The 20,465-nt window shown below is 65.1% G+C and carries 19 protein-coding genes; 6 read left to right on the forward strand and 13 right to left on the reverse strand.

Going from position 1 to position 20,465, the window contains the following annotated elements; translation table 11 throughout:
- Window positions 1-48: 48 nt before the first annotated feature.
- Window positions 49-525, reverse strand: a complete 477-nt coding sequence (locus A3E1_RS0126725; RefSeq protein WP_020523858.1) for a hypothetical protein — start codon at window positions 523-525, stop codon at window positions 49-51.
- 142 nt (window positions 526-667) lie between these two features.
- Here A3E1_RS0126725 and A3E1_RS0126730 point away from each other — a divergent pair, with 142 nt between their 5' ends.
- The 3 genes from A3E1_RS0126730 to A3E1_RS0126740 are packed head-to-tail and all read left to right on the forward strand — an operon-like array spanning window position 668 to window position 2,950.
- Window positions 668-1,837 (forward strand): LLM class flavin-dependent oxidoreductase, encoded by a 1,170-nt coding sequence (locus tag A3E1_RS0126730; protein WP_020523859.1) that lies wholly within the window; start codon window positions 668-670, stop codon window positions 1,835-1,837.
- On the forward strand, window positions 1,837-2,280 hold the full coding sequence (locus A3E1_RS0126735) for a MarR family winged helix-turn-helix transcriptional regulator (RefSeq protein ID WP_020523860.1): 444 nt from the start codon (window positions 1,837-1,839) through the stop codon (window positions 2,278-2,280). The genes A3E1_RS0126730 and A3E1_RS0126735 overlap by 1 nt, the downstream gene beginning before the upstream one ends.
- 1 nt (window position 2,281) lies before the next feature.
- Window positions 2,282-2,950 (forward strand): CE1759 family FMN reductase, encoded by a 669-nt coding sequence (locus tag A3E1_RS0126740; protein ID WP_020523861.1) that lies wholly within the window; start codon window positions 2,282-2,284, stop codon window positions 2,948-2,950.
- On the opposite strand, the gene A3E1_RS0126745 is transcribed toward A3E1_RS0126740, so the two are convergent.
- Genes A3E1_RS0126745 through A3E1_RS0126755 form a run of 3 tightly spaced genes read right to left on the reverse strand, consistent with a single transcriptional unit; the run spans window position 2,947 to window position 5,838 of the window.
- Window positions 2,947-4,068 carry an acyl-CoA dehydrogenase family protein gene (locus A3E1_RS0126745; protein ID WP_020523862.1) on the reverse strand — a complete coding sequence of 374 codons (1,122 nt, stop codon included), beginning with the start codon at window positions 4,066-4,068 and terminating at the stop codon, window positions 2,947-2,949. The two genes, A3E1_RS0126740 and A3E1_RS0126745, sit on opposite strands and share 4 nt — an antisense overlap.
- A 25-nt stretch (window positions 4,069-4,093) precedes the next feature.
- On the reverse strand, window positions 4,094-4,747 hold the full coding sequence (locus A3E1_RS0126750; protein WP_020523863.1) for a response regulator: 654 nt from the start codon (window positions 4,745-4,747) through the stop codon (window positions 4,094-4,096).
- Window positions 4,744-5,838: a sensor histidine kinase gene (locus A3E1_RS0126755; RefSeq protein WP_040391868.1), complete on the reverse strand. Its 1,095-nt coding sequence runs from the start codon at window positions 5,836-5,838 to the stop codon at window positions 4,744-4,746. Before A3E1_RS0126755 ends, A3E1_RS0126750 begins: the two co-directional genes overlap by 4 nt.
- 188 nt (window positions 5,839-6,026) lie before the next feature.
- On the opposite strand from A3E1_RS0126755, the gene A3E1_RS0126760 reads away from it, so the two are divergent.
- Window positions 6,027-6,491, forward strand: coding sequence for a DoxX family protein (locus A3E1_RS0126760; protein ID WP_020523865.1), 465 nt, complete (start codon window positions 6,027-6,029; stop codon window positions 6,489-6,491).
- A gap of 51 nt (window positions 6,492-6,542) precedes the next feature.
- Here the strand turns inward: A3E1_RS0126760 and A3E1_RS0126765 are convergent, their stop codons facing one another.
- The 8 genes from A3E1_RS0126765 to A3E1_RS0126800 form a co-directional block, all read right to left on the reverse strand.
- Entirely contained in the window at window positions 6,543-7,640 is a 1,098-nt protein-coding gene (locus A3E1_RS0126765; protein WP_020523866.1) for a flavin-containing monooxygenase, read from the reverse strand.
- A gap of 390 nt (window positions 7,641-8,030) precedes the next feature.
- Window positions 8,031-9,206, reverse strand: coding sequence for a helix-turn-helix transcriptional regulator (locus A3E1_RS42240; RefSeq protein ID WP_020523868.1), 1,176 nt, complete (start codon window positions 9,204-9,206; stop codon window positions 8,031-8,033).
- Window positions 9,207-9,299: 93 nt separating this feature from the next.
- Window positions 9,300-9,668 (reverse strand): hypothetical protein, encoded by a 369-nt coding sequence (locus tag A3E1_RS48040; protein ID WP_020523869.1) that lies wholly within the window; start codon window positions 9,666-9,668, stop codon window positions 9,300-9,302.
- Window positions 9,669-9,707: 39 nt separating this feature from the next.
- Window positions 9,708-10,343, reverse strand: a complete 636-nt coding sequence (locus A3E1_RS0126780) for a response regulator transcription factor (protein ID WP_026208877.1) — start codon at window positions 10,341-10,343, stop codon at window positions 9,708-9,710.
- Window positions 10,340-11,578 (reverse strand): sensor histidine kinase, encoded by a 1,239-nt coding sequence (locus A3E1_RS0126785; protein ID WP_040391986.1) that lies wholly within the window; start codon window positions 11,576-11,578, stop codon window positions 10,340-10,342. The genes A3E1_RS0126780 and A3E1_RS0126785 overlap by 4 nt, the downstream gene beginning before the upstream one ends.
- 14 nt (window positions 11,579-11,592) lie before the next feature.
- Entirely contained in the window at window positions 11,593-12,915 is a 1,323-nt protein-coding gene (locus A3E1_RS0126790) for an FtsX-like permease family protein (protein ID WP_020523872.1), read from the reverse strand.
- The gene (locus A3E1_RS0126795; RefSeq protein ID WP_020523873.1) at window positions 12,912-13,667 is read right to left on the reverse strand and encodes an ABC transporter ATP-binding protein; all 756 of its coding nucleotides are present in this window, start codon (window positions 13,665-13,667) and stop codon (window positions 12,912-12,914) included. The genes A3E1_RS0126790 and A3E1_RS0126795 overlap by 4 nt, the downstream gene beginning before the upstream one ends.
- An 85-nt stretch (window positions 13,668-13,752) precedes the next feature.
- Window positions 13,753-14,292 (reverse strand): pyridoxamine 5'-phosphate oxidase family protein, encoded by a 540-nt coding sequence (locus A3E1_RS0126800; RefSeq protein ID WP_245571382.1) that lies wholly within the window; start codon window positions 14,290-14,292, stop codon window positions 13,753-13,755.
- A gap of 57 nt (window positions 14,293-14,349) precedes the next feature.
- Here A3E1_RS0126800 and A3E1_RS42245 point away from each other — a divergent pair, with 57 nt between their 5' ends.
- On the forward strand, window positions 14,350-15,462 hold the full coding sequence (locus A3E1_RS42245; RefSeq protein ID WP_040391870.1) for a lactonase family protein: 1,113 nt from the start codon (window positions 14,350-14,352) through the stop codon (window positions 15,460-15,462).
- Window positions 15,463-15,685: 223 nt separating this feature from the next.
- A complete protein-coding gene (locus A3E1_RS0126810) occupies window positions 15,686-16,534 on the forward strand; it encodes an alpha/beta fold hydrolase (RefSeq protein WP_083929656.1) in 849 nt (282 codons plus the stop codon).
- On the opposite strand, the gene fxsT is transcribed toward A3E1_RS0126810, so the two are convergent.
- A complete protein-coding gene (gene fxsT / locus A3E1_RS0126815; RefSeq protein WP_020523877.1) occupies window positions 16,531-20,448 on the reverse strand; it encodes an FxSxx-COOH system tetratricopeptide repeat protein in 3,918 nt (1,305 codons plus the stop codon). The two genes, A3E1_RS0126810 and fxsT, sit on opposite strands and share 4 nt — an antisense overlap.
- Window positions 20,449-20,465 lie beyond the last annotated feature (17 nt).

The following is a 20,465-nucleotide window of genomic DNA, read 5'->3' on the forward strand; positions in this document are numbered from 1 at the left end:
GGGTCGCGTTTGCACGCGGCCCGGTGCCGGTTGGCGGGGCGGATGGGCCTAGGTGGGAATCCACGCCGACTGGCCGACGGTCACCCACGGGCCGCCCGGCTCTTCCTGGAATTGCAGCTTCACCGTCACCTGAGTGATGTAGGCGCTGGCGAACGGGGCGAAGCTCACCCAGCCATACCAGGTGCCGCCGTCGGGGGCGCACCAAGTGCCGGTCGTGTGCGTGGGGTCGGCGGCGTTGGACACCGCGTAGACGAGCTGTAGCCGCACACATGAGTCCGCGGAGTTGTTGATCCAGACCTTGCCGTCCAGGCGCGGGGTGTAGACACCTGCCGTCAGGTCCCACTCCAGCTCACCGTCCTGAGTCGGCCGGCCGGAGATGTTGCCCAGGTTGCCATCGCCGAAATCGGCGTGCTGCGCCGTGATCTTGAAGTAGTCGATGTCGACGATGACCGCGTGCGCGGCCGAGGGCACGAGCACGGCGGCGAGGCTCAGGCCCAACGCCGCGAGCAGGGATTTGATTCGCATGGCGAAAGGTTGCCCACCGCGGTCACGGGCGCGTCACGGCCGCGTCATGGCCACAAAGATCGCCGGGACGGGTGCGGAATAACGGGGCCGGCACCATGGTTAAGCTGTATGCAAACGCATATAACTTAGAAGAAGGTGTGCCGTGCAGTTCGGTGTGTTTTCCGTCAGTGACATCACCCGTGACCCGGTCTCGGGCTATACGCCCAGCGAGGCCGAGCGGATTGACGCCATCGTGCGCATCGCGAAGAAGACCGAAGAGGTCGGGCTCGACGTGTTCGCGATCGGCGAGCACCACAATCCGCCGTTCTTCTCCTCCTCGCCCACGACACTGCTGTCGTACATCGCGGCGAACACGTCCCGCCTGATCGTGTCCACGGCGACCACTCTGATCACCACGAATGACCCGGTGCGCCTCGCCGAGGAATACGCCATGCTGCAGCACCTGTCCAAGGGCCGCGTGGACCTCATGCTCGGGCGCGGAAACACGGCTCCGGTCTATCCCTGGTTCGGCCAGGACATCCGCGAAGGGCTGCCGCTCGCGCTGGAGAACTACAACCTGCTGCACCGGCTCTGGCGCGAAGACGTCGTGGACTGGGAAGGCAAGTACCGCACGGCGTTGCAGGGCTTCACCTCCACCCCGCGGCCGCTTGACGGGGTGCCGCCGTTCGTGTGGCACGGTTCCATCCGCACGCCCGAGATCGCCGAACAGGCGGCCTTCTACGGCAACGGCTTCTTCGCCAACAACATCTTCTGGCCCAAGGAGCACTACATGCGGCTGATTGACTTCTACCGCAAGCGTTTCGCTCACTATGGCCACGGCACGCCGAAGCAGGCGATCGTCGGGCTCGGCGGGCAGGCCTACATCGCACCCAAGTCCCAGGACGCCATCCGCGAGTTCCGGCCCTACTTCAATGAGGCTCCGGTCTATGGGCACGGCCCGTCGATGGAGGACTTCATGAAGATGACCCCGTTGTCGGTGGGCAGCCCGCAGGAGGTCATCGACAAGACGCTCACATTCCGGGAGTCCTTTGGCGACTATCAGCGGCAGCTGTTCCTGATGGACCACGCCGGCTTGCCGTTGAAGACCGTGCTGAACCAGCTGGACCTGCTGGGTGAACTGGTCGTCCCGGTGTTGCGCAAGGAGCTTGCCGCTCTTCGCGATCCCGAGGTGTCAGACGCGCCCACGCACGCGTCGCTGGTCAAGGCGGCCTACGGTGAGGCCGAGCCGCGTCAGGCCCGCCCGAACGCCAACCGCGGCGACAACCTCGCCGGATCCTCGCCCTACCAGGACGCCATCACCGGGGAGGGCTGATGGCCCGCGAAGCCCGGCTGGCTAACCACGCCTGGGAGGCCCTCATGTCCGCCTATGCCGTGACGATGAAGAAGTTCGCGGCCGAGGACATTTGGCAAGACCTTTCCATGCGGGAGTACGACGTCCTGTACACGCTTTCCAAATGCCCCGAGCCGATCAGCATCAGGGAGTTGCACAAGCACGTTCTGCTCAGCCAGCCGGCCCTATCGCGGATGGTGGACCGGCTGGCCGAGCGCGATCTGATCCACCGGTCGGCCGACCCCGCCGATGGCCGCATCGTTTTGCTGTCCTTAACCGTTGCTGGGCTTGAAAAGCAGCGCGGCATCGGCAGGCGGCACGCTCGCAGTGTCGCGCGGGAGGTCGCCGCCCACCTGTCCCCCACCGAGTTGGGCCAGCTGGAAACGCTGTGCCGCAAACTAGTTTCCCCAGAACGGAATTCATAGCATGGACAAGCCATTCAAGCTCGCCGTCGTCTCGGCCGGAACCAGCGATCCGTCCTCGACGCGGCTGCTGGCCGACCGGCTCGCGCAGCGCGTGGGCGCCCTGGCCGGGCAGCGGGACGGCAGTGTCACCGTCGAGGTCATCGATCTGCGGCAGCTCGCGACAGAAATCACGACAGCGCTGATCTCCCAGCTGACCGGGCCTAAGCTGCAGCAAGCCGTGACGGTGCTTGGCGAAGCCGACGGGCTCATCGTCAGCACCCCCGTCTACAAGGCCGGCCCCAGCGGTCTGCTCACCTCGTTCTTCCAAGTGCTCGACAACGATCTGCTCATCGCCAAGCCGGTCATTGTCGCCGCGACTGCCGGGACGGCCCGGCATGCGCTGGTGCTCGACGAGCAGTTGCGGTCGCTTTTCGCCTACATGCGGGCATTGACCGTGCCGACGTCGGTGTTCACCGCCCCCGAGGACTGGAACGACCCGTCATTGGGCCGTCGCCTGGACCGGGCGGCGATCGAACTGTTGCTCCTCATGGAAAGCGGCTTCGCCACCAAGGTGCGCGACGAATCCTGGCAGAGCTATCAGCACGAGTTCGGCAGCGCGGGAGGCACCGAGGTGTCCATCGACCTCAACTCGGACCTGATGCGGCTGGCCGCTGGCGGTTCGGCGGCCTAAGGCGTCAGCAGGGTTTTGCCGATTTCGGCTTGGCACACCTCAGCTGAGTACGCCATAAGGGCTCCGGCTTGGGCATCGCGGAAATGGCGCTGAATCGGTGAGGTCTTCAGATAGCCCGATCCCCCACCGACCTTGACCCCTAGCGCGGCAACATCTTTGGCCACCTCGTTGGCCAGCAGTTTGGCCTCCAGAGAGGTTGGGTTGACCAGCGGTGAGCGCTGGTCGCCCAGCCAGGCGGTCTGCGCGGCCAGCAATGTCGCGGCGCGCAGCTTGACGAACTCGGTGGCGGCTCCAAATTGGACCCACTGCATGTTGGCCAGAGGTTCACCGGTCGTCGGAATGACGCGGCTCATCGCGTGATGTTGCAACGCTTCCAGAGCGGCCTCGGCGACGCCGATGGACAGGAACGGCAGCCCCACCGGGATCGGGTTGGGCTCATCCGTTTGCCTGGTGCACCTGCGATCGGCGGGCAGCAGGGTGCCGGTGAACGAGATCAGCTGGCTGCGCGTGGCGCGCAAGCCGACGCTGTCCCAGATCGGAATCAGCTTGAGCGTGTCGTCGGGCGACAGGCCAAAGAACGCTGGCACACCGTCCACAAGCGCATTGACGAGCAGGTAGTCGGCGATCTCGCAGCCGGAGACGAACCGCTTCGCCCCATCGAGCACGAAGCCGCCTTCGGCCGGCTCAGCCGTTTGCAGTGGCATGAGGAACAAGTTGCCGCCCGTGGGCTCAGAAAGCGCGTTGGCGAAACGCTTTCCGGCGGCCAGCTCACCGGCGAAGAACCGTGCGGCCTCCGGTTCGTTCATGTGCACCAGGCCATAAGCCGCGCCCAGGTGCATCAGCCAGATCGTCGCCGTCGACGGGCAGGCCTTCGCGACCAGCGTGAGCACCTTGCCGAAGGTGAGCCATGAAAGGCCTTGGCCACCATAGCTTTCCGGCAGCCAGGCCAAGTCGAAACCTGCCGCGTGCAGTTCACTCAAATTCTCCACGGGCAGCTGGGCGCTCTCATCAAGCTCGGCGGCCCGCGAGGCGAAGACTTCAGCTAGCGCGGCGGCACGCTCGACCCAGTGCGCCTGATCGGCGGGCGGATCCAGTGGCGAAGGCGAAGAGATCTGCACCCAACGATCTAATCACGACATTGGGTCAGCGGGCGAGGCCTGACTGGTAAGCGAACACCACCAGCTGGGCCCGGTCCCGGGCACCGAGTTTGGTCATGGCCCGGCTGACATGGGTGCGCGCGGTCGCCGGGCTGACGACCAGCTGCGCGGCGATCTCGTCGTTGTTCATGCCCTCGGCGACCAGTGCCACGATCTCGCGCTCGCGTTCCGTGAGCGTGCCCAGGTTGGGGTGTGGCTTGAGCGGCCGGGGCGAACTGGACACGAACTCCTGCACCAGCCGGCGCGTGACCGTCGGGGACAGCAGTGCCGCTCCGTCAGCCACCAGCCGGATGGCCTGAAGCAGGTCAGCGGGTTTGGTGTCCTTGAGCAGGAAACCGCTTGCGCCATAACGGAGTGCGTCGAACACGTATTGGTCGTGCTCAAACGTGGTCAGGACGATTACCTTGGCGCCGCTGAGCTTGGGGTCAGCGGTGATGCGCTGTGTCGCTTGCAGACCGTCGACACCGGGCATCCGGATGTCCATCAGGATCACGTCGGGCGTGACCGCCTGTGCTGTCTCAATCGCTGCGAGACCATCGGAGGCCTCGCCGACACAGGTCATCTCGTCTTCGTTGTCGATCAGAACGCGCAGTCCGAGGCGTACCAAATCTTGGTCGTCAACGATCATGACGTTGATCATGCTGTTCCTCCCAGCGGCAGGATCGCCCGCACCTCGAATCGGTCCGACGATACCTTCCCGGCCGAGAACTCTCCGCCGACCGCCTCGACGCGCTGGCGCATGCCGTTGATGCCCGAGCCGCTGCCGCTGCTGCCTGACACGCGGCCGACGGGGTTGGTTACCGTGATGCTGACCGTCTCCGGGGCGTAGTCGATCGTCACGGCCGCCTCGCTGGCACCAGCGTGCCGCAGCACATTGGTCAGCGATTCCTGCACCACCCTGTACCCATAAAGGTCAGTAACCGGTGGCAGCGCCGGCCTTTGCCCGTTCACCCGCAGATTGACCCGCAGGCCCGCTTCCATCATCCGTTCCACGATCCCCGGCACCTGCTCCAAACCTGGCGTGCTCGCGGCCGGGGCACGCACTGTCGCCAGTGCCATCCGCAGTTCTTCCAGCGCCACACCACTGGTTCTGCTGATCGCCTCCAAGGCGACCGTCGCCTGCTCCGGCTTCTTCGCGAACACGTGCAAAGCCACATCGGCCTGCATCTTTATAGCGGCCAAACCGTGTGCGACCACGTCGTGCACCTCCTGCGCCACGCGCAGCCGCTCATCATCGACATGCTGGCGGATCAGCTCGGCCCGGTCGCGCTGCCTGGCCTCCTTGACCAGCCGCACCGCCACGCCAACGGAGAAGGGCACGGCGATCCAGGCCACCGCCGGAATCACGCCGTAGAAACCAGGCAGCCCAGACGCGCCGGTGAACACGTGCGTCACCAGCAGCAAGACAGAAACACCCGCGGCGGCAAGCGCCCGGTTCAGCTGGCCATAACGGCCAGCCGAGTAGACCGCGATGGTCAGCACGAAGAAGATAGGCCCGTAGGTGTACGGCACGACCAGGTACACCATGCACGTCGTGGCTGAAGCGAGCATTGTCGCGACCGGCCAACGCCGGCGCACCGCCAGCACCAGACAGCAGCCAACGATGAGCGCTATGCCGAAAGCGTCGAGCGGGCGAGACGGCCCGCCGCCTTCCTGCGTCGCGAACGAGCCAAACAAAGCTGGCACGACGAGCAGCAACGCCAGAAGTCCATCGGTCACGTAACGCTTCATGTCGTCAAGGTTCCCCCACGTCGGCGCGGATGGCGTCGGCCGGCAAGCGACCCGTGCCATACGTCGTGCAGCGTACGTGGGCCGCCTCAGCCACGATGCCGGTGTGCCCGCACCGCGCCCGCGGCGGTAGGCAAACAGCCGCCCCCGGCCGGATTCGCCAAAGCCCTTTACGGCGAAAGCTTTGTGGCATGACCGACATGACGATGCAGATGCAGAAGGTAAACAACAACCTGGCCGGCTGGCTGGACCGCTACAGCGTGACGCTGCTGCGCATCAGCCTCGGGCTCGTGTTCTTCATTTTCGGCGCTCTGAAGTTCGTCCCGGGCGCCAGTCCAGCACAGGAGCTGGTCATCCGCACCTTCGACAAGCTTTCGTTCGGCCTCGTTCCGGGAACGACCGCGCTGCTGATCACCGCCGCCGCGGAGTGCTTCATCGGGCTAACCCTTATCACGGGAAAGTTCCTGCGTACCGGCCTGACGGTGCTGGCAGTCTCGATGGTTGGCATCATGTCGCCGCTAGTCCTGTTCACCGGCGACCTGTTCCCTGGCGCGCCAACGCTTGAAGGCCAATACGTCCTCAAGGACATCGTCCTGGTGACCGCGGGTCTCGTGGTCGCGGCCCGTGCCCTGGGCGGACAGCCAGAAAAAGCCTGAACCACAGCCAAAAGAGCCGGTGCTAGCACCGGCTCTTTTGGCGTCTCCGGATCACGAAACCGGGACTGGCGCGGTTTTCGCGTTGGCGACGATGTGATTGGCGACGTGCTCGGCATCCTTGCCCGCGCCACCGATCAGCATCGAAGTGAACCCGCGCTGGAACGACAAACCGGTGAAGTAGAGCCCCGGAGCCGAAGGCACCACGCCCCGTTCCTCCACCGGCCAGCCGTCCTCCCCCATCACCGGCAGGTCAATCCAGCTGAAGTTCTGCCGGAAACCGGTGCACCACACCACATTGGCGACATCCAGCTGACGATCGTCACCGAGCACCGGCTGTCCCTTCTGGACACCCGTGACGCGATCGGTAACCCGCTCAACGCCAGCGGTCGCCAGATCTGCCTTCTTCACGCGCAGCAGTGGACCACCGTGGTGACGCACATCTTCACGCATCTTGCGGCCCATGGGGGTACTCATCGTGAGCACCTTGTCCCAAACGAACCACAGCACGGGAAACATCAGCCGTATCTGTGGACTGTCGAGCTTGAACGGAACCTGCCCGGTGTCGCGGCCACACAGCACGGTGGGGTGACCCGCCTTCGCCGCTTCAAACGCGATGTCCCCGCCCGAGTGCGATGCCCCCACGACCAGGACTGGGCCTTCGGCTAGCTGCGAGACTCCTTTGTATTGACTCGAGTGCAGCTGCACGATAGCTGGGTCGAGCTCTTGGGAAAAGACTGGTGTATAGGGCTTTCCAAACGTACCCGACGCGACGACGACGTTGTCGGCGGTGAACGTGTGCTCGCCTGCTTCGATCAGGAAGTGGCCGTCCTGTTTGGTCACGCGCTGAACCGTCACTCCGCTTTGGACGCCTAACTGGAAGCGGCTGGCGTATTCCTCAAGGAAATCGCCGACTTCGTCTTTAGTGGGATAGGCCCAGTCCGGTGCCGGAAACGGCATGCCGGGCAGGCCATCATAACGCGCCGGACTGTAGAGGCGCATGGTTTCCCAGTGCCGGCGCCAGTTGTCCCCCACGCGCCGCTGCGCGTCCAGAATGACGAACTGACGGCCTTGCCTGGACAGGTGATAGCCCGTGGCCAGTCCTGCCTGGCCGGCGCCGATAATCACGGTTTCGAGGTGCCTGGCGGACATTTCTCCTCCTCGATGCGGCGAAACGCAGATACCACGTCAGCATCAGCGCGGTCGACACCAGGTAGAAGGCGTGCAACGCCCAGACCGGGCCCGCGGGCAGATGGAACACGTACACCGAATGAATGGCGTTGCCCACGTTGGCCAGCACGATGTTGCCGAAGCTGTAGGAACTCAGATCCTTTGTCCGGGCCGCTTTCCACAGCATGGGCATCATGCTTGCCGCGAAAATCGCTGTCGAGACAGACCCCGCGATGATGGGAACACTCGCGTCCATCGCTGGCCTCCCTCGTAGCTCCTTCTCCTGACGCCTTTGACGCTAGGCGTGCGGACACATGTGGAGCTTCGGGAGAAGTACCCAACCGGCCGTGGGGCGGGTATGGGTAGAAATGCTCATAGCAAGCCGTTGTCGAAGGCGTGGGCAGCCGCCGCGGTGCGCGAGGAGACGTTCAGTTTGCCGAAGATGTTGCTCAGGTGCCGGGCGACGGTCTTCTCGCTGAGGAACAGCTCCGCGGCGATAGCCTGATTGCTCTTGCCAGAGGCGACCAGCCGGAGCACTTCTAGTTCCCGGCCGGTCAGGCCCGAGGCGTTGGGACGGGCCGCCTTACGGCTTAGCGCCTCGATACGGGCCAATTCTGGTGCCGCGCCGAGCGTTTGCAGGATGTGACGGGCCGCGTCGAGTTCCATCGCGGCGGTGTCATCGTCGCCCAGCTCGCCGCAGGCTTGGCTGACCAGGATGCGGATCCGCGCGGATTCATAGGGCACATCAAGGTCGCGCCACAACGACCACGCTTTCCTCAGCGCGCCAAGCGCGACGGCTGGATTTCCTTCGGCCAGCTGCACCGCGCCGCGCGCGTGCGCCGCATGGGCTTGCAACGCGGTGGTGTCATAGCGCTCAGCGATTTCAGCCAGTTCCCCGGCGCCTTTCCTGGCCTCGTCGAGCTGCTCGGCTGCCAGCATGATCTCGACGTAGGCGGGAAGCAGCCTAGCGCGGTCCAGCACCTCGGCCGCCTCCGACAGGGCACGCCCAATGGCGGCCGCGGCCGTGTCGGTCTTGCCCTGTGACAGGCGCAGCAAAGCCAGGCCGGGCTGGGCATCGCGCCCGTAACGGCTGGCGGTCTGGTAAAGCTCGGTGGCCTCTTTCGTTTCGCCACGTAACCGGCGTACTTCGGCGAGCTGATAGAAGGCGCTGCCCGCCGCGATCTCGGCGAATCCTTTCGTCAGCGCGTCGCAAGCGAGCTCGGCCTCGCGGATCGCGTGCGGCCAGTCACCGCCGAGCTGCAGCAGCTCCGCCCGGTGAACCCGGCAGATCCCCGAATAGGCACCAGTGAACTGTGGTCTCTCGTCGCACCAAAGGTTTAGCGCGTTGGTCCACTCCCGGGCACGGCGCAGTTCATAGAACTCATAGCAGGTATCGATGACGGTGCAATAAACCAGTCCTCGCACGCGCGGATCGAGTTCTCCGCCGACCACACTGACCATCGCCTCATCGAGGAGCGCCAGCCCTTCTTCGACCCAGCCCTGCTTGATGCGGCTGCGCCCCTGAAGGTGGATCGCGAGCGTGACCAAATTCTGATCCCCGCACCGCAGGCCCAGCTCGAGCGCCTGCCCGGCGAGCTCAAACGCCGTGGCGGTGTCGCCCTGCCGTACGGCGCTATCCGCCTACGGCACGAGCAGGTATCCACGCTCGCCACAGCCTGGTTCGTTCTCTGTCAGCTTGGAAGCCCTGGTAAGCCAGGCGGCCGCTTGGGCGTAATCGCCCGTCATCGCCATCGCGTCTTGCAGCCAGTAGGCACACCGCACCGCCGCGCCCAGCTCTTTCGCGTCAGCTCGTGCTTGATAGGCCCGCCGCAGCACCTGCGCCGTTTGCTCACCCCGGCCCAGCATCTGCGCACATTCCGCCAGCTTTTCCAAGTCGTCCACGCTCAGTGGATCCCCGGCGTCAGCCGCCGCGAAGGCGGTGCACGCATCAGCCCACGCCTGCCGCCGGTAGGCGTCACGCGCGCGGTCTAGCTCAGCGGCTAACCCCACGGTTCAATTGGACCCCCATCGAGCCCTCCTGTCACGCACTCAGGCGGTGTTGAGCCAGGCGAGGACGGCAAGGACGCGGCGGTTGTCGTCGGGTGCGGGCGGGAGGTCGAGTTTGGTGAAGATGTTGTTGATGTGCTTATCGACCGCCTTCTCCGTGACGTAGAGGCGATTGGCGATGGCGGCGTTTGACCGGCCTTCCGCGATGAGGGTCAGCACGTCCCGCTCACGGTCCGTCAAGCGATCCATGGGGCGGGCACTGACCAGTCCGGCCACGACCTCCGGGTCGAGGACCGTGCCGCCGGCGGCGACTTGGCGGACCGCCGCCACGAAGCCATCGACGTCCACGACACGGTCCTTGAGCAGATAGCCCACGGAACCTGTGCCGCCCGCGAGCAGTTCGCGTGCGTACAGCGGCTCGACGTATTGGCTCAGCATGAGCACCGGCAGATGTGGCCGCGTTGAGCGCGCGTGGATGACCGCTTCAAGGCCCTCGGTCGTGAACGTTGGGGGCATGCGGATGTCAACGATCGCGACGTCCAAGTCGTTGCGTGTCAAAGCTTCCGCCAAGGTGTCAGCCGTGCTGACGGCGGCGACGACACTGATGCCGCTGGCTTCGAGGATCCTAACCAGACCCACGCGCAGCAACGTCTGGTCTTCCGCGACGAGCGCCCTCATCGTGCCCGGCACCGCACCTCCATGCGCACTTCGGTTCCTTCGCCCTCAGGGCTTATCACGGTAAGCGTCCCATCGAAGATGCTCAGCCGCCGGGCGACGCCCGACAGACCGCTGCCAGCCGGGTCGGCGCCACCGCGCCCGTCGTCGCCGACCGTTAGCCGAAGCATGTCGCCGTCATAGGCGCCGGTCACCCAGGCCCGCGTCGCGCGCGCGTGTTTGGCGACGTTGGCCAAGCATTCCGCGACGGCGAAGTAGACCGCCGACTCGACCGGTGGGGCAAGCCGGGGCAGGTTCAGGGCGACCGTGACCGGGATGGGGATCGGGATAGCCAAGGATTCGATGCCCCCGGTTAGGCCACGATCGGCTAGTACCGGCGGATGAATTCCTCGCACAAGCGTGCGCAGATCCTCTAGCGCGCTGATCGTCGTGTCTCGCGCTTCTCGCAGGAGCTCCACGGCGGCATCAGGATCGGTGTGTACCAGCTTCTCGGCCAAGCCAACGCTCATGCCCGTGGCGGCGATCCTCGCCTGGGCGCCATCGTGCAAGTCACGCTCGATGCGGCGCAGCTCGGCCTCGTTGTGATCGACTGTCGCCGAGCGGGACTGGACGACCTCATCCACCCGCTCGCGCAGGCGCTCGATGCGTGAATGGTCGAGGATGCCGCTGTCGGCACGCACCCGGCCCCGCACGATCGGCACGGTAACGAACCACCAGACCAAAAGCGACGGTCCTAACAGGACAGACGCGATCGCGAACCAGAGCCAGTTCCCCATCGATAGGCCGACAATCATGTGTGCCGTTGGCCCGATGAGAAAGAAGACCGGAATAAGCGACATCAACAGGCCACCTGTTCCGGAGAACCAGCAGAACGCGAAGTCGCGCCACCGCGCCGGATCGCGGCCCCACACGAACACCGTCGTGAACGGGTTTTTCTCAGTGGTCTCGGCGTAATCAGCGACCACCGTCTCACCCAGCAGCCGCCCCGCGACTTTGCGGTGCACTCCGGCCAGCAGCGCCGCCAACGGCACCACCAGCCACAGCACGAAGAAACCGGTCAGCGACAGCAGAGCGGGAAAGGCACCGACCATGAGCAGTGCCAGCACGAGCGCCGGAATCCCCAATAGCGCATGGCCAGCCGACAGCACGGTGAGCCTAAGCCGCTCGGCGGCTCCAGCCTGGCCCAGGCCGGCTGGCACCGCGGAAAGCGGTGCCAGCCAAGTTCGCGGTGACTCCACAACCGGAAAGTCTCTCACCGAGCTGCCCGGCGCTGCGCGCCCCATGCGGCACCCGCGGTCACGATCACCGCCACGGCCGAGATGAAGGGCGGCAGCCACAGCTGGCCGTTTGGCACGAGCCCCTCGTGGCGGACGACCGAATACGGCACGGCCGTCGCCATCGCGCCCAGCAACCCCAGGCCGATCCCCAAGACGGCCACGACCACCGCCTCCAGAACGACACTGGTGCGCAGCTGCCGGGCCGTCGCCCCCAGCCGCCAGAGCCGGTCCAGCTCGGGGCGACGGTGCACCACCACGGCGACCGTGGCATTGACCACCATAATCAAGGAGAACAGGCTGATCATTCCAATGACGACAGCGTTAATCATCGCGATGGTGTCGCCCACTCCCTCGGGATCGCCTGCCGCCGCGAGCGTACGGTCGTCGATGCCCACCATCAGCAACGTCCCCACAGCGGTGGAAACAAACACGATCACCGGCGCGAGCATCCCCGCGAGCACGCCCGCCCGGCGGGTCAGGTTCTGCACGGCCAAGTGACCGCTCCCGGAACCCGAAAGCAGCGGGCGCAATGGCGTCGCCAGCACGCGCAGAAGCCAGGGAGCCAGTGCCGCCAGCCCAACGCCCGCAACGATCGAGGCCGATCCCGACGTCTGCATCGCGGCGTAAGCGTCGGTGGCCTTGCCCGTAACCGTGATGGTGACGATGGCTGACGCCAGACCACTCGCGATAAGCAAGGCGCCCAACAGGATCCGCCACCAGCGCAGCCGCCGCACCGGCACCTCTGCCTGCCGCAGCGAGAAGGTCGCGGCGCCACGCGTGGCCCGGCGAGACGAAATCCAAGCCGCGACCGTGCCGACCACGACCACGACACCGGCCGCCATCGATGGCGAAGCCAGGCTCGCGTCATATGACGACGCCGACGTGATGAGATTGCCGCGCTGCAACGCATCGAACAGCGCCGGTCCGCCAGCCAGGGCAACCACGACACCGGCCGCCGCCGCGAAAAGCGTTACCACCATGGCCTCGTACACGATCAGCGCACGCACCTGTTTCGGTGTCGCGCCAATGGTCCGCAATAGACCAGCCTCGCGAACGCGTTGCTCGGCAACGATGCCGACCGTCGAGGCGATCGAGAACAGCACGATGACGGTGCTCCAGCCGCCAACGACGCCGCCCATGATGATGAGAAGCTCGCGATCGTCTTCGTGCGCGCTAAAGGCCGATTCCACAAGCGTCGCGAACGACGCCATCATCGCGGTGCCAAGCAATGCGGCTATGAACGTCGCGACGGCCGCCGGGTAACGGTGCCGTAGCGAACGAACGGCTAGCGCCTTCATCGCCCCGCTCCCACGAGCTGATCGAGATGAGCCAGCTGCGCGGCGACCGCGTCCACGCTTGGCGCGGCCATCTTTCCGGCCACGCGGCCGTCGACCAAGAACACAACCTTGTCCGCGTACGAGGCTGCGAGCGGATCGTGAGTAACCATCACCGTCGTTTGCCCGAGTTCGTCAACGGCAGACCTGAGCAACCGCAACACCTCGCGGGCGGTCGCGCTGTCGAGCGCCCCCGTTGGCTCATCAGCGAGCATGACGGCCGGTTGCGCGACCAGTGCCCGCGCGATAGCGACGCGCTGTTGCTGACCGCCAGACAGGGCGCTCGGCAGGTGTTCCGCCCGGCTCGCGAGGCCCACGCGGGCTAAAGCCAGTTGCACTGCTTGCTTTTCCGCGCGCCGGCCCGCCAGCTTCGCGGGCAGTGCCACATTCTCTTGTGCGGTCAGATACGGAATGAGGCTGAAATCCTGGAACACGAAGCCAATCCGGTCGCGGCGCATCCGCGTCCGCCGCGTCTCGTCCCACCCTGTGACGTCGGTTCCCTCCAGCAGCACCCGGCCCGACGTCGGCCGCTCCAGCCCCGCGACACACGCGAGGAAAGTCGACTTGCCCGAGCCTGACGGCCCCATGATGGCCGTAAACGTGCCGCGAGCGAAGGTCAAGTCGACGCCGACGAGAGCATCAACAGCACCGGCCCCGGATCCGTGCCGCTTCGTAAGGCCCTCGACCGCGAGGGCGGGAGTGTCATCAACAACCATGCAAACGACGCTAGGCATCGCCGCGTACGGGATCGATAGTGTTGCTCCGACCCTCCACGGTAGGGCTGACCCCACCACCCGGCGATCACGTGATGGGGGTGCGGTGGTCTTTGGCGATGCCGTGGAGTGCGCAGGGCTGGCGTGGCGGGCGGGGGCACAGGACGGATAGCTCCGAGGCGGTCGCGCGGAAAAGCCGGTACGGCGCGGAGCCGGTGACGTCCTCACGGGACAGTGCGGAACCACCACGGCTCGGCGGTCCTGGGTAGACGGTGAGGCCCTCGTCAAGCGCGTTGGCGGTTAGTGACGTGGCCTCAGCCGTCACATAGACGGCGCGCCCGTGGTACGCGGGGACTGTCGAGTCGAAGATGACGATGCCAACCCGCGGACGCTCGGCGATGTTCAGTGAGTGCACGGCGTCCAATGTGGACACCCAGTAGAACTGACGGTAGCCGGCACTGGCGAAGTACACCGGTGATGCCCACGGGTTACCACCGTGATCCGCGGTGGCCAGGGTCAAGTACCGGTTGGTGTCAATGATGTCGCGGGCCAGGGCGCAGAGTTCGTCGGTCATCGCGGGATCGTCCTTTTCGAACATTGATTCGTACCGGTTTACGAACCTGGACACAGATTATTCCCTCATGCATCATCAGCAAAGTTTGTTTCCTAAACGAGGAGGCCACACGTGGGATTCCAAAGACGTCAGATCTTGGGAATGGCGGGGGCGATCGCAGGAACATCACTCTTATCAGCACCAGCCCAGGCGGGCGGCCACCACAGGCGCGTCTACCTTGGCAGTTACACCTCGGCCGGTGGCGGTGGCGTCGGGCTGGGGCGGCTCAACTCAGCTACCGGACAGCTAGTCATCGAAGACTGGTTCGATGCGGTCGCCGATCCCTCGTGGGCCGATCTGTCACCAGACAGGCGATCGCTATATACCACAAGCGAATTGGTCCCCGATGGGATTGTCAGCGCGTTCCGCCTGGATGAACACGGCCGCCCCCGTCTGGCGAACAGTCAGCCCACTGGCCAGGGTCCCGTGCACGTGGCCGTTCATCCCAGCGGACGGCATCTGTTCACCTCGCTCTACACCACGGGAAGCGTTGTGGCGCATGCGATTCTGCCTGACCGGACTGTCGGTTCGATCACGGACACGGAGGTGCACGCCGCCGAACCAGGCCAGGTGCAGGCTCGCACGCATCAGGTGGTCACCGATCCGTCCGCCCGGTGGATTCTGTCGGCTGATCTCGGCGTTGACGCGGTTTTCGTCTCAAGATTCCACTCACGCACCGGTCAACTCGGGCCAGCACAGCGCGTGCGGTTCAAGGCCGGGTCGGGTCCGCGGCATCTCGTGTTTCACCCGCACGGACGGTTCGTTTATGTCGCGTGCGAGCAGGACTCGACCGTCGCCGTGTGCCGGTGGCGCGACGGCGTGCTCACGCCAGTGCAAACACTGCCCACATTGCTCGAGCCACCGTCCACACGCAACTATCCGGCCGAAATCGCCGTCTCGGGCGATGGGCGGTTCGTTTACGTTTCCAACCGCGGTCACAACAGCGTCGCCGTTTTCGCGGTCTCCCAAGGCGGCGCCTCACTGAGACTCATCGCCACGCCATCGTGTGGCGGCACGTGGCCACGCCACATGACCATTGATCCGTCAGGAAACTGGCTGTATCTCGCCAACCAGCAGTCCAACGAGGTCGTCTGGTTCCGGCTCGACCGCCAGACCGGTCTTCCCGTGAGCGAACCAGCCGGCCGGGTGAGCGCCACGGCGGTGACGCAGGTGCGTATCGTCTGAGTTCGGTGGGCTCCGCCCGTGGTCGCGATAGGACGGAGCCACCGAACGTCACCTGGCGAGCGAAAGAACTGATACTAGCGCCGTGTTTGGGCGTCCCGCAGTACTATGGCCCTTCAACATATTTATTGTCATAGGTATAACCTGTGGTGAAGGTTTGGAGGACGCTGAGTTGCGCCATGAGCTGTTGAACTCGATCGAGACTCCCGATGGAAGACGGCTAACGATGGAGGTAACTGGGCACCCCAACGGTTCACCAGTCTTTCTGCTCCACGGCACACCCGGGTCACGCAACGGGCCGAAGCCGCGCGCCGCGATTCTCTACCGCTCGGAGATCAGGCTCATCACCTATGACCGTCCGGGATATGGCGGATCGACGCGGCAGGAAAGCCGCCGTGTCGCCGACGCCGCCGCCGACGTGGCCACCATCGCCGATGCCCTCGGCCTCGACCGTTTCAGCGTCGTCGGCCGCTCCGGGGGCGGACCGCACGCGCTAGCTTGCGCCGCTTCTATGCCAGATCGCGTCACCCGTGCCGCGGCTCTGGTCTGCCTCGCCCCCGCCAACGCCGAGGGCCTCAACTGGTTCGAGGGCATGAGCGATGACAACGTCAGCGCCTATGAGACCGCGGAAGCCGACGCCTCCCGGTTCGCCGAACGCATCCGGCTGCGTGCCGAGCGCATCTTGCGCGATCCAGAAAGCCTGATCCGGCTCCTGCTCGGCCAAATGCCCGAGGTCGACCGCCGCATCGTGCAAAGCACCGCCATGCGCAAGCACCTCGTCTCGACCTACCGCGAAGCGGTGCGTCCCGGACCCTATGGCTGGATCGACGATGCGCTCGCCTTCCGCCAGGAGTGGGGCTTCGACCTGTCCTCCATCACCGTGCCAGTGCTGCTGTGGCACGGCACCGCCGACACCTTCTCCCCGCTGAGTCACACCCTATGGCTGGCCAAGCGGCTCCCCCAGTCCGAGGTGTGGCTTGAGCAGAACAAGGCGCACTTCGGGGCGATGGAAGTGCTCCCCGACGTGTTCCCCTGGCTGACAGCACAGCAGAAACCGCTGTCGTCGCCGGTTTAGAACGGGTGCGGATCGATGATCCGGTAGAGATAGTGGCGCTTACGCAGACCTTCCACAATGGGGTGTGAGGTGCTGTTGAGGCGGCGCACCAAGCGCTCATGGATTTCGGCGATCTGATCCACGGCACCCGGATGACCCATCTCGTTCATCACCAGAGCAAGATTCGCCAAGCACCGCAACGTGTTCGGATGCTCCGGCCCCAGCACCGGATCCATCGCCGTCGCGGTCTCCTGGAATATCTCAAGCGCCCCTTGCAAATCGCCGCGCTCCGCCACACAGATCGCCAGGTTCATCCGGGTCGACAAGGTGTAAGGGTGAGTCGTGCCAAGCACTTCCGTGAGCCCATCGACCGCCTCGGTCGCATGGGCGAAGGCGATGTCGTTTTCCTCGCGCTTGCGTTCGGCCATGGCGAGGTTGGCTAGGCAGATCAAGGTGTGCGGGTGTTTGTCGCCCAGGTGGGTGCGGTAGATCTCCACCACACCAACGAGTTCCCGCTGCGAGCGATCGGCGTCACCGACCGCCAAGTGACTTAGCGCGAGGCTCAGCCGGCACGACAGCGTCTCCGGATTCGTCGGCCCGAGCAGTTCATTGAGCGCGTCGTATGCCTCGTCGTGATACTGCACGGCGAGGTCGATCTGACCCGAGCTTCGCAACGAGATGGCCAGATTGGACTGTGCCGTCAGCGCCGCTCGCGACTGCGGTCCCCGGCTGTCCACACATGCCCGGAAAAGGTTGCGCAGCAAGTCCGCCGACCGCTCGTAGTCGCCAGCGTCGCGAACGTCGCGAGCCACACATGCCGCGGATGCCAAGGTGAACAGGTTCGTTTCGCCGAGTATCAAGCGCCGGCTCTGATGCACCTGCTCGTCGCGCTCACGGGCGGAGTGGAAGTTGCCCATGAGGCGGTCGCACACCGCGAGGTTATTAAGAGCGGCGAGGGTACGCTGATGGTCCTCACCGTAATTCTCTTTCCACGCTTCAAAGTTCGCCGAGTCACGGGCCAGCGCTTCGGGATAACGCCCCAGGCCCCGAAGGTCGGCGGCGAGACTGCCGATGGTCATCAGCGTGTGCGGGTGGATGTCACCGAGCAGTTCGCGTTGTGCCGCAAGCACTTCTTCGTCAAGCCTGAGCGAGTCCTTGAACAAGCCGAGGTCACGCATGATGTTAGCGAGGTTGAACTGCAGCCGCAACAGCTGGCGCTGCAAGGCGATCCGGTCAGGAGAGTCTTCCATCTCCGCCAGCATTTCTTTCCACGCTTCGGCTGTGCGCTCGGCGCGCTCCTTGCCCGCGAGCAAGTCGCCTTGCAGCCACTGATACCGGACGCGGTCGACGATCAGCGCACGGACAGCTTCCTTCGTGCTGTGCATGGCGTCGGAGACGTCCAGGTGCGGCCACAGCGAGCGGAACACCGGCCAGTTCTCCGGCTCATCGACCTCACCGCGCGGGCGAGCCGCGGCCAGTACCCGCTGAACATCGATTTTCGCTTGTGCCAGTTCGTCTTCGGTCATGCGGGACCGCACCACGTCTTGCACGACGCGGTGAATCAGCACCTGTCCTTTTGGACGGTCCCGCTGCCCGCCACTGTCGCCACGGGGGTCGACGCGCAGCAGCGCTAGCCGGTTGATCCGCTGAACCAGCGAGCCGCGCACCATGCGCTCAGTGACGCTGGGGTCGATGGGCCGCAACAGTTCCGCGAGCTCGTCGCTGTAGACGAGGTCGAGTGAGATCTCGGGACCCAGCACGCAGCAAAGCTGGAACAGCCGGTACGCCGCTGGCGACCGGTCGTACAAACGCCGCAACGACAGGTCCCAGGTCTTCTGCACCGGGTCGTCAGCGCGCTCCAGAACGGCACTCGGGCCTTCCTGGTGAATGAATCTGAGGTATTCGTCGATGTCGGTGCCCGTGTCGGCGAGCCACGCCCCGGCCGCCGCGATCGCGATCGGAAGGTCGGCAAGCAAACCGGCGATCTGGTCGGCCGCTTCGGGGCGGATCGAGGGAATCCGCTGGCGCAAGTGCTCGACGCTTTCGCGCCGCTGGAACACTTCCACCGGCACCGGCTGCGCGCGCTCGCCCCACGAGGGATTGCGCGACGTCAGCAGAACGTGCCCGCCCGTCCCTTGGGGAATGTACTGGCCGATCGCATCGGGATCTTCGGCGTTGTCCATGATGAGCAGCCAGCGCTGCTTGATCCGGGAAAGCGCGGCGACCACGGCCTTCGCGGCCTCGGGCCCGGTGACCTCGATGTGGAAGCCCAGCCGTTGCCCCAGCTCGACGAGCTGTGCCTCGGTGTCGCTGACGGACTCGGCGCTCATCCACCACACCACGTCATAGGCGGTGTGGAACCGGTGGGCGTACTCGATGGCGAGCTGCGTCTTACCAATGCCACCCATGCCCTGCAGGGCAACGGGTTGCGTGCCCGACAGCACGACCGCCGAGCGCGCCCGAAGGTGCCGGCGCAGCCGGTGCAGATCGGCTTCGCGTCCCGTGAAGTTCGTGTTGCGCACCGGAACGTTGAAGATCTGGTTCTCGTCACCGGCGTAACGTGGGCCGCTGGCCAGGGCCGAGTCGATGTCTGCGGCGGAGCGCCCGAGAATCGCCAGGATGCGTTCCACCGCAACGGAAGCCGACTGCCCGACGATGTTGGCCGAGTTGCCTTGCGACACCCCGGGCAGGCGTCCGACGTCGGAGATGTAGACCGCGAGCGGCGGCCGCCCAGCGATGATATCCGTTGTCGTGAAAGAGGACTCGCGCTGAATGTTCGCGTTGGACACGATCGTCATCGTGCGCGCGTTCACCGGCAGGGCCTCTGGCTCGCTTGTCTCGCCGGACGATAGGAACACCGTGATACCAACGGCTTCCAGCACCGCTTCGATCCACTCGGCCCAAACCGAGTCCTGCGAGGCATACCGGAGCACGATCTCGTCTTCGACAAGCGTGGGACGGCGCAGGAACCGCACGTTGATCGGCGCCCGCGCCGACTCATCCATCGGTGGCAGCGAGGTGATCTCGCCTTGAGTGATGTGACTCGTCAGCATCTCGTAGGCGTGCAGCAGCGTCCCCGTCGATCCCGGCGTGTCAGCGAACGTGGCCAGGGTCTCTTCATAACCATAAAAAGCCTGATGTGGTACTTGTAAAGCCGCCCAGTAAGCCTGACGTTCCACATCGGACAGTCCGGTCGGGAAACCTTCGAACCGTTGCATGGCGACGATGCGCCCCGACTCGGCTTTCAGTTTCTCGGCACTGTCGATGCGCATCGGCACCGGAAGCACGCGGATCTCGCGCTTGGCGTGACGGTTGACCTTAAGCGCCACCTGTGCCGCACCCTCGATGCCCTGATTGCTGAGCGTGAAGCAGTCGACCAGGATGTCGGGCAGCTGGATCGTGCAGATGTCGGCGATGTCGCTGTGCCCGGTGCGGGAGTCGATCAGGGTGTAGTCATATTCGCGTTTCATGTCGGCGCGCAAAGCGTCGAGGAACCGTCCGCCTTCTTGGTGCTCGTAGAAGTCGTCCCAGTTCATTCCGGCCAGCGTGGGCGCGTAGTTGAGCATCTGCTGCCCGGCTGACAGGAAGTCGAGCGTGGCGCCTTCCGGGAAGTGATCCCAGTTCAGCGAGAACGAGAAGTTGTTGACCCGGGCGTGAAACTCCGGATCGCGGCCCTCACGGGACGCGGGATTGCGGGCCCACTCGTATTTGCGGATCAGCTCGATCACGCCGCCCGTGCTCGCGAGCGCGTTGGGGCTGATGAACGGGCTGAAGAATCGGAACAGACCCGGCGACTCCAGATCCCAGTCGACGGTGAGCACCCGCTTGCCGTTAGCCGCGAGAATCCACGCCACGTTGGCAAGTGCCATCGTGCGGCCGGTACCGCCCTTGTATGAATAGAACGTGACCACTTGACCGTTGCGATTGGATGACATGGACCTCTCCGTCGACG

It is taken from the genome of Catelliglobosispora koreensis DSM 44566 (assembly GCF_000379685.1).
Classification (GTDB): domain Bacteria; phylum Actinomycetota; class Actinomycetes; order Mycobacteriales; family Micromonosporaceae; genus Catelliglobosispora; species Catelliglobosispora koreensis.